This is a genomic window from Micromonospora orduensis, assembly GCF_006228125.1.
Classification (GTDB): Bacteria; Actinomycetota; Actinomycetes; order Mycobacteriales; family Micromonosporaceae; genus Micromonospora; species Micromonospora orduensis.
The window spans coordinates 1-8,404 of the sequence record NZ_VDFY01000274.1 but is presented as its reverse complement, the minus strand read 5'-3'; the positions used below and the strand labels follow the sequence as shown (position 1 = coordinate 8,404).

9 protein-coding genes are annotated in these 8,404 nt (G+C 71.2%); 4 read left to right on the top strand and 5 right to left on the bottom strand.

Going from position 1 to position 8,404, the window contains the following annotated elements:
* Positions 1–2 precede the first annotated feature (2 nt).
* The gene (locus FHG89_RS29785; protein WP_167517562.1) at positions 3–905 is read right to left on the bottom strand and encodes a Gfo/Idh/MocA family protein; all 903 of its coding nucleotides are present in this window, start codon (positions 903–905) and stop codon (positions 3–5) included.
* A gap of 192 nt (positions 906–1,097) precedes the next feature.
* Between FHG89_RS29785 and FHG89_RS29780 the strand changes: the two genes are divergently transcribed.
* Both FHG89_RS29780 and FHG89_RS29775 read left to right on the top strand, forming a co-directional pair.
* Positions 1,098–1,490: a hypothetical protein gene (locus tag FHG89_RS29780; RefSeq protein WP_139587717.1), complete on the top strand. Its 393-nt coding sequence runs from the start codon at positions 1,098–1,100 to the stop codon at positions 1,488–1,490.
* Complete coding sequence (locus tag FHG89_RS29775) at positions 1,483–1,887, top strand: hypothetical protein (RefSeq protein WP_139587716.1); 405 nt, start codon at positions 1,483–1,485, stop codon at positions 1,885–1,887. The genes FHG89_RS29780 and FHG89_RS29775 overlap by 8 nt, the downstream gene beginning before the upstream one ends.
* Before the next feature lie 6 nt (positions 1,888–1,893).
* On the opposite strand, the gene fabG is transcribed toward FHG89_RS29775, so the two are convergent.
* Together fabG and FHG89_RS29765 are read right to left on the bottom strand one after the other, a co-directional pair.
* A complete protein-coding gene (fabG, locus tag FHG89_RS29770) occupies positions 1,894–2,652 on the bottom strand; it encodes a 3-oxoacyl-ACP reductase FabG (RefSeq protein ID WP_139587715.1) in 759 nt (252 codons plus the stop codon).
* Between the two features lie 42 nt (positions 2,653–2,694).
* Complete coding sequence (locus FHG89_RS29765; RefSeq protein ID WP_139587714.1) at positions 2,695–4,347, bottom strand: alpha-amylase family protein; 1,653 nt, start codon at positions 4,345–4,347, stop codon at positions 2,695–2,697.
* Positions 4,348–4,410: 63 nt separating this feature from the next.
* On the opposite strand from FHG89_RS29765, the gene FHG89_RS29760 reads away from it, so the two are divergent.
* Both FHG89_RS29760 and FHG89_RS29755 read left to right on the top strand, forming a co-directional pair.
* A complete protein-coding gene (locus tag FHG89_RS29760; RefSeq protein WP_139587713.1) occupies positions 4,411–5,025 on the top strand; it encodes a DUF1349 domain-containing protein in 615 nt (204 codons plus the stop codon).
* A gap of 70 nt (positions 5,026–5,095) precedes the next feature.
* The gene (locus tag FHG89_RS29755; RefSeq protein WP_139587712.1) at positions 5,096–5,767 is read left to right on the top strand and encodes a DedA family protein; all 672 of its coding nucleotides are present in this window, start codon (positions 5,096–5,098) and stop codon (positions 5,765–5,767) included.
* 12 nt (positions 5,768–5,779) lie between these two features.
* Here the strand turns inward: FHG89_RS29755 and FHG89_RS29750 are convergent, their stop codons facing one another.
* Together FHG89_RS29750 and FHG89_RS29745 are read right to left on the bottom strand one after the other, a co-directional pair.
* Positions 5,780–7,345 (bottom strand): cellulose binding domain-containing protein, encoded by a 1,566-nt coding sequence (locus tag FHG89_RS29750; protein WP_139587711.1) that lies wholly within the window; start codon positions 7,343–7,345, stop codon positions 5,780–5,782.
* A gap of 112 nt (positions 7,346–7,457) precedes the next feature.
* Positions 7,458–8,404, bottom strand: a 947-nt coding sequence (locus FHG89_RS29745; protein WP_139587710.1) for a chitinase, incomplete at its 5' end; no start/stop codon positions are given.

Here is an 8,404-nt window from a genome sequence, read left to right as displayed (position 1 = left end):
GGCTAGGGGAGGGGGATGGTGCGGGACTCGGTGCGGGCGGTCTCGGCGGCGGCGAGGATGGTGACCACCTCGCGGCCGAAGCGGACGTCGCAGCGGTGGTCACGGGTGCCGGCGCGGACCTGCTCGACGAGCTGGTCGATCGCGACGCCGAACGCGGTCGCGGCGTCGTTCTCGCCGTACGGCACGGTCTCGATGCCGTTCTCCCCGTAGAACACGAACTCCCGGGTCATCGACTCACGGGGCGCGTCCAGGGAGAGCGAGGCGCTGCTGGTGGCGCCACCCTCGTGGGTGAGCAGCAGGTGCACCATCCCGCTCGGCCCGTCCATCGCCGCGACCTGGGTCACCCGGCCCAGCACCGGCAGCAGGATGGAGAGCGCGTGCGGGGCGATGTCCCAGAGCGCCCCGTGCTCCCGACGCCACAACGAACCGCCGTACGGGCTGCCGTCCTGGAAGATCGACGCGAAGGCCGTGGTCCGGCCGTGCTGCCAGCCCCCGGCGGCGGCGGTGGCGGCGAGGAACGCCGTCACGTTCGGCTGGAACCGCTGGGTGAAGAAGACGACCGAGGCGACCCCGGACGCCTCGGCGGCGGCGACCACCCGATCGGCGTCGGCCACGCTGAGCGCCAGCGGCTTGTCCAGCAGCAGGTGCCGGCCCGCGGAGGCGGCCCGGACCGCGATGTCGGCCTGGATGTCCGGGGGCAGCGCCACGGCCACCGCCTCGCACTGCTCGATCAGCGCGTCGACGTCGCCGTACGCGGGCACCCCGTACCGTTCGGCCAGCGCGGAGGCCCGCTCCGGGTTGCGCCCCCACACCCCGACCAGCTCCGCGTCCGGGTGGGCGTGCAACGCCTTGCCGTGCGTCTCGATCGCCCAGTGACCGGTGCCGAACAACCCGAACCGCAGCACGTGTACCTCCGCTGTCTCCCCGCACCGCGGCAACGCCACGGACGTGATCCACGCTAGTCGTCCCGCCGGCCGCACCGGCGGCGGGTCGCCCAACCGGCGCGGCTCACGACCGGTGAGCCAGGCAGCGTGACCCTGTTACTACGACGGTTAGTAGGCTGTGCCGGTGACCGAGGCAACGACCGGGTGGGTCCGGTGACCAGCGTGGGCACCGACTCGCCGGTGGACGGGATCGTCGCGACCGTGCCGATCGTGCTGTCGCTGCTCGTGGCGGCGTGGGCGCTGGTGGCGGCGGTACGCCACCGGCCACCGGACCGGGTGCAGTTCGTCGGTCTGGCCGTACTCGAAGTGGCGTTGCTCGTGTTGGGCGTGCTGGCGCTCGTCGCGGTCGGCGGCGGGGAGCAGCCCGGCGAGCCCGGCGCCTTCTTCGGCTACCTGGTCACGCTTGTCTGCCTGCCGCCGCTGGCCTGGGTGCTGGCCCGGATGGAGCCGACCCGTTGGGGATCGGCGATCGTGTGCGCGGTCTGCCTGGTGACCCCGGTGGTGGTGGTCCGGTTGCAGCAGACCTGGGAGGTGCTCGGTGGCTGAGACCCGTCGCACGAACTCCGGCCCGGGTCGACTGCTGATCGCGGTCTACCTGCTCTTCGCCATCGCGGCGACGAGCCGGGCGGGCCTGCAGATCGCCACGAAGTTCGACGAGGCGCCGGTGGCGTACCTGCTCTCCGCGCTGGCCGCGCTCATCTACATCGTGGCGGCGGTGGGCCTGGCCCGCGCCGGACACACCGGCCGGCGGGTCGCGTTGGTCTGCTGCTCGGTGGAGCTGGTCGGCGTGGTCGCGGTCGGCGTCCTGAGCCTGGTCGACAGGGAACTCTTCCCCGACGAGACGGTCTGGTCGCAGTTCGGCAGCGGGTACGGCTACATTCCGCTGGTGCTGCCGGTGCTCGGCCTGTTCTGGCTGTGGCGCACCCGCCACGACCACGCCTGACCCCGGTCAGTCCCGCGGGCCGCCGGCGACGTAGATGACCTGCCCGGAGACGAAGCCCGCGCCCTCGCTCACCAGGAACGAGATGGTGTGCGCGACGTCCTCCGGCCGGCCCGGTCGACGGACCGGGATCTCGGCGGCGGCGTGCTTCTGGAGGTCCTCGAAGTCGACCTTCATCCGCGCGGCGGTGGCCGCCGTCATGTCGGTGACGATGAAGCCGGGCGCGACAGCGTTGGCGGTGATCCCGAACGGCCCCAGCTCGATGGCGAGCGTCTTGGTGAAGCCCTGGAGGCCGGCCTTGGCGGCGGCGTAGTTCGCCTGGCCCCGGTTGCCCAGCGCGGAGGTGCTGGACAGGTTGACGATCCGCCCCCACTTGCGGTCCACCATGTGCTTCTGGGTGGCCTGGCTGAACAGGAACGCACCGCGCAGGTGCACCCCCATGACCGTGTCCCAGTCGGCGTTGGTCATCTTGAACAGCAGGTTGTCGCGGAGCACGCCGGCGTTGTTGACAAGCACGGTGGGCGCGCCCAGCTCGGCGGCGATCCGGGCCACCGCCGCCTCGACCTGGTCCCGGTCGGACACGTCGGCGCCCACGCCGAGCGCCCGGCCGCCGTCCGCCGCGATGGCGTCCACCGTCTCCTTGGTGGCCGACTCCTCGATGTCGACCACGGCGACGGCCAGACCGTCGGCGGCCAGCCGCCGGGCGGTGGCCGCGCCGATACCGCGCGCGGCTCCGGTGACGATGGCGACGCGGGGCTCCTCCGACATGACTACCTCCGGGTAACTTGGGGTGATCGGAGGAGCTTAGCGTCAGAACCCCCGACCCCGGCATAGGCGAATCCACCGGTATCCGTGGCCGGAGACCTTCACCGCGCCGAGCTTGCCCAGGTCGCCGTAACCCCGGTCGGCGAGCACGTCGATCGGCAGGTCGGCCTCCGGTTCGAGGCTGCTCAGGTCCACTTCGACGTCGTCCGTGCCGAGGTTGTGCACGAAGACCATGGTCCCGGTCGGCCCGTCCGCCCGGTGCGTCAGCACGCCGGGCGGCACCGGCACGTCGATGTGGGTGGTCGAGCCGGAGCCGATCTCCGGGGCCTCGCGCAGCGTACGGATCATGCGCTCGAACCAGGCGAGCAGTGACTTCGTGTCGCTCCGCTGGGCGGTGACGTTGACGTTCTGGTAGCCGAACTCACCCTTGTCGATGACCGGGCGGACCAGCTTCTCCTCCTCCGCCGTGGAGAAGCCGGCATTCGGCTGGTACGACCACTGCATCGGGGTACGGATCGACTCCCGACCGGGCAGCGACAGGTCCTCGCCCATCCCGATCTCCTCGCCGTAGCGCAGCACCGGCGTGCCGCGCATCGAGAACTGCAGGGCGTACGCCAGCTCGATGCGCCGCCTGTCGTTGCCGAGCATCGGGGCGAGCCGGCGACGGATGCCCCGGTCGTAGATGCGCATGTTCTCGTCCGGGCCGAACTGCTCGTACACCTGGTTGCGCTGTTCGGTCGTCAACCGGGACAGGTCGATCTCGTCGTGGTTGCGCAGGAAGGTGGCCCACTGCCCACCGACGGGCAGCTTCGGGGTGTCCCGCAGCGCCTCGATCAGCGACTCCGGGTCCTGCCGGGCCAGGGCGAGCATGAGCCGGCCGTTGAGCATGAAGTCGAAGAGCATGTGGATGCGGTTGCCGGAGCCGCTGGTGTCGCCGAAGAACGTCGGCAGTTGGTCCGGTTCGACGTTCGCCTCGGCCAGCAGGACGGCGTCGCCGCGCCGCCACTGCACGTGCTGGCGCATCTCGGTGAGGAACTCGAAGTCCTTCGGCGAGTTCGGGTTGCCCGGCTCGGTCAGTTCGATGATGAACGGCACCGCGTCCATCCGGAAACCGGAGACCCCGAGCTGGAGCCAGAACGACATGATCTTCTTGACCTCGGCCCGGACCTGTGGGTTGGCGAAGTTGAGGTCTGGCTGGAACTTGTAGAACCGGTGGTAGAACCACGCCTTGGCGGTCCGGTCGTAGCTCCAGGTCTCCTTCTGCTCACCGGGGAAGACCATGCCCTGGTTCCGGTCGTCCGGCTCGGTGTCGGACCAGACGAACCAGTCGCGGTACGGCGAATCCGGCGACGAGCGGGCGGACTGGAACCACGGGTGCTCGTCGGAGGTGTGGTTGACCACCAGGTCGATGATCACGCGGATGCCCCGGTTCTGCGCCTGGTGCAGCAGCTCGGCGAAGTCGCCGAGCGTGCCGAAGCGCGGGTCCACGTTGTAGAAGTCGGTGACGTCGTAGCCGTCGTCGCGGTTCGGTGACGGGTGGATCGGGTGCAGCCACAGGCAGGTCACGCCCAGCCGGGCCAGATAGTCCAGCCGGCCGATCAGCCCGCGGATGTCACCAACCCCGTCGCCGTCCGAGTCGGCGTACGTGTCGATGTCGAGGCAGTAGACGACGGCTTCGGAATACCAACGGTCACCCATGCCGGAGGAACATCTCCGAACGATCACGGCGGCAAACCGGATTCGGCAAGTACGGTGCCCGTCATGAACCTCGACCTCGTACCGCCGAGCGAACCGTTGGACTGGTCCCGGGGCCGGTGGCTGAACCCGCCGCTGCGCGCCGAGCAGGGCCCGGCCGGCGAGTTGGTCGTGGAGGCCGCGGCGGAGACCGACCTCTGGCGGCGGACCAGCTACGGCTTCGTCCACGACAACGGCCCCGCCCTGCTGGCGCCGCTGCCGGTCGGCACCGCCATGGAGGTGAGCTTCCGGCTGGATCTGAGCGGACAGTTCGACCAGGCCGGCGCGCTGGTGCGGGTGGACGAACGGACCTGGACCAAGGCCGGCGTCGAGATGAGCGACGGCGAGCTGCAACTCGGCGCGGTGGTGACCCGGGAGTTCTCCGACTGGTCGGTGGGGCCGGTGCCGCGGTGGGCGGGTCGGCAGGTGACCGTCCGGGTCAGCCGGGCCGGCGACGCGCTGACCGTACGGGCCCGGGCCGACGACGAGCCGTGGCGGCTGGTCCGACTCGCCCCACTGGACCCGGCGGCCGAGGCCGTGGCGGGCCCGTTCTGCTGCGCTCCGGTCCGCGCCGGCCTGACCGTGGTGTTCACCTGTTGGCGGCAGGGCCCGGCCGACACCGCGCTGCACCCGGAGCACTGAGCGCAGGTGTGGGACCGGCGCGGCGGGGTATCACCCTCCGATCCCCGACAGCCGACCCGGAAGGACGACCATGGCGTACGCCCAGACTGGTGACCCGTCCGAGTTCACCGGGTTGACCGGTTGGGTGGCCTCGGTGATCGAGGCGATGGGCCCGGCCGGTGTCGCGCTGCTGGTCGCCCTGGAGAGCATCGTCCCGCCGATCCCCAGCGAGATCGTGCTGGCGATGGCCGGCTTCCTGGCCCACGAGGGCCAGTTCAACGTCGTGCTCGTGGTGGTCGCAGCGACGGTCGGCTCGCTGGTCGGTGCGCTGGTGCTCTACTGGCTCGGCGCGGCACTGGGCGAGGAACGGCTCAAGCGCTGGCTGGACCACATCCCGCTGGTGGACCGCGACGACCTGGAGAAGGCCGACCGCTGGTTCGAGCGGCACGGCCGGTGGGCGGTGCTGATCGGCCGGATGGTGCCGGTGGTCCGCAGCCTGGTGTCCGTCCCGGCGGGGGCCAACCGGATGCCGCTGGGCGAGTTCGTCCTGCTGACCACGATCGGCAGCGGGCTGTGGAACGTCCTCATCGTCGGCGCCGGCTACGCGCTCGGCAGCCGCTGGCAGGACGTCGAGCGCTACAGCGACTGGTTCAACTACGCGATCGTCGCGGTCTTCGCCGTCATGCTTGTCACCTGGGTGATCCGTAAGGTCCGCCGGCGCCGGGAACGCGACGACCGGCGGTCGGTGACCGCCGGTCGCTGATCCGCGTCGCGCTCAGTTGAACTGCGCGCTGATCGACGTGAACTCCCACGTGTTCTGCGCGATGCCGGAGCAGTTGGAGACGACTCCCCCGCCCGGGCACGGCCGGTCCCGGTTGACCGACCAGAACGTGAACCTGCTCAGCCCGCGCGACTTCGCCCAGTCCCGGATCTGGGTCCAGGTGGCCGGCGAGGTCAGCTCCTGCTGGTCGGAGAGCCCGTTCATCCCGGAGATGCCCATGTGGGCGTACGCCGTCGCGTCGGACCAGCCGAAGGCCGTCTTCAGCGTGTTCTTCAGCCCCTCGGCGGCGTTGACGGTGCTCTGGTACATGTTGGCTCCGCCGCCGAAGTCGAACGGCATGATGGTGAAGGTGTCGATGTTGGCGCCCAGCGCGGCGGCCTGGTTGATCAGGCGGGTGCCGTAGTACGACGGGCCGGTGGTCGACGTGCCGAACGTGATGATCGTCTTCAGGCCCGGGTTGTTCTGCTTGACGATCTTCAGCGCGCCGAGGATCCGGTCCTGTACGACCTCGTTCTCGAACTCGTCGCTGTTCTCGATGTCGATGTCGATCGCCTTGAGCCCGAACGCGTTGATCACCTGCTGGTAGGCGCCGGCCAGGGCGCTGGCCGAGGAGCAGTTCGGGCCGAGCTTGTTGCCGCTCCAGCCGCCGATGGACGGGATCACGTCGCCGCCGGCCGCCCGGATGGCCGCGATGGTGTTGGCGTGCGCGCCGCCGGTGAGCGGGCCGCCGCCGTCCCAGGCCGGGGTGCAGCCGCCACCGGAGAGCACGAACGCGATGGTGAACCACTTGACGCCGGTCGCCGACATGACGGTCGCCGGGGCGGGCGGGTCACCCCAGCCCGGGTAGAGGTAGGGCGCGACGGCCATCGAACCGCCGCCACCGGTGCAGCCGGTGGTGCTCGCGGCGACCGCCGCCGACCGCGCCGACTCCCCCGCCGAGTTGTACGCGGCGACCGTGTAGCTGTGCGCCGAGCAGGCCGCCAGGCCGGAGACGGTCGTCGAGGTGCCGGTGACGGTGGCGCGCACCGTCGAGCCCTCGTACACCCGGTAGCCGGTCACGGTGCCACCGACCGCGTTCCAGGCCAGCGAGACCGCCGAGGCGGTGGTGCCGGTGACCCGCAGGCCGCCCGGCGTGCCGGGGGCTCCCGGTGGGGTGGTGGGGCCGCCCGAGCAGGACGCGCCGTTGACCGTGCAGTTGGTGGGGTCACCGGTGCCGGCGACGACGAAGCCAAACGACGTGCTCGCGCCGGCGGCCAACGTGCCGTTCCAGGACTGGTTGCGGGCGGTCACGTGCTGACCCGAGCTGTTCACCAGGGCGTCCCAGGCCGACCCGACCGTGCTGCCGGCCGGCAGGTCGAACTGCACGTCCCAGGAGGTGATCGCCGTGGACGTGTTGTTGGTGACGGTGAACTTCGCCTCGTACCCGCTGCTCCAACTGCTGGTGCGGGCGAAGGCGGCGGTGGCGGCCGACGCGGCCGGCGGTGCCACGACGGTGGCCGCCACCAGTGCGGCGGCCAGCGCGACGGCGAACGTCGCCGCGCGGGGGGATCGGAGTTTCACGGTGGCCTCCAGGGACCGGTGTGGTGGGGGATGGTGCCGATGCCCTGCGCGGCCGGGTGGTGTGCGGACAGCGCAGGTGGTGCGCCGACGCCGGTACGGGCGTCGGCACCGCTCAGGGCAGGGTGTCCAGGTGCGGGGCCACCGTGCGGGCGAAACCGTTGCCGTTGCTGACGTCCCAGTTCACCGACCAGGTCATCGCGCCACGGATGCCGGGGTAGGTGCGCGGCGGCCGGAAGCTGCCGCAGTTGGTGCCCCGGGCCAGGCAGTCCAACGCGGCGTTGACCACGCTGGGCGCGACGATGCCGCCACCGGCCGCGCCCGGTCCGGCGGGCAGGCCGAGGCCGACCTGGTCGGGGCGCAACCCGGCCTCCAGTTGGATGCAGGCCAGCGCGACGATGAAGTTCACAGTCCCCTGGGCGTACGCGGCGTTCTGGTCGCAGCCGAGCATCGCCCCGGAGTTGTAGAACTGGGTGTTGACGACGGTGAGGATGTCCTTGATGTCGAGCGCCAGCTTGAAGTAGCCGCCGGCCGGGTTCTGCATGTCGATGGTCTGCGGCGCCATCGCGATGATCAGGCCCGAGCCGACCTTGGCCCGGAGCGCGCGCAGCGCCTGCGCCATGTACGTCGGGTTGAGCCCGTTCTCCAGGTCGATGTCGATGCCGTCGAAGCCGTAGCGGGCGATCAGCGCGGCGGCCGTGTCGGCGAAGACGGTGGCCGAGGCGGCGTCGTTGACCGTGACCCGGCCGGCCTCGCCGCCGACGGAGAGGATGACCCGTTGGCCGCGGCTGTGCAGGGTACGCACGTCGGCGGTGAAGTCCGCCTCGGTGTAACCGCCAAGCGCGGCGGAGAGCCCCTGGTCGATGCCGAAGGTGAGCGCGCCCGGCGTCGTGGTGGCCTCGGCGAAGGCGACGGCGACGAGGTCGTACTCGGTGGGGACGTCGCGCAGTCGCAGTTCGACGGCGGGGTTGTCGAAGTTGTGCCAGTAGCCGGTGAGCAGGTGCTTCGGCAGCCCGCCGGTGGGCGGGTCCGTCGGGGGTGGCGTGGTCGGCGGCGGGGTGG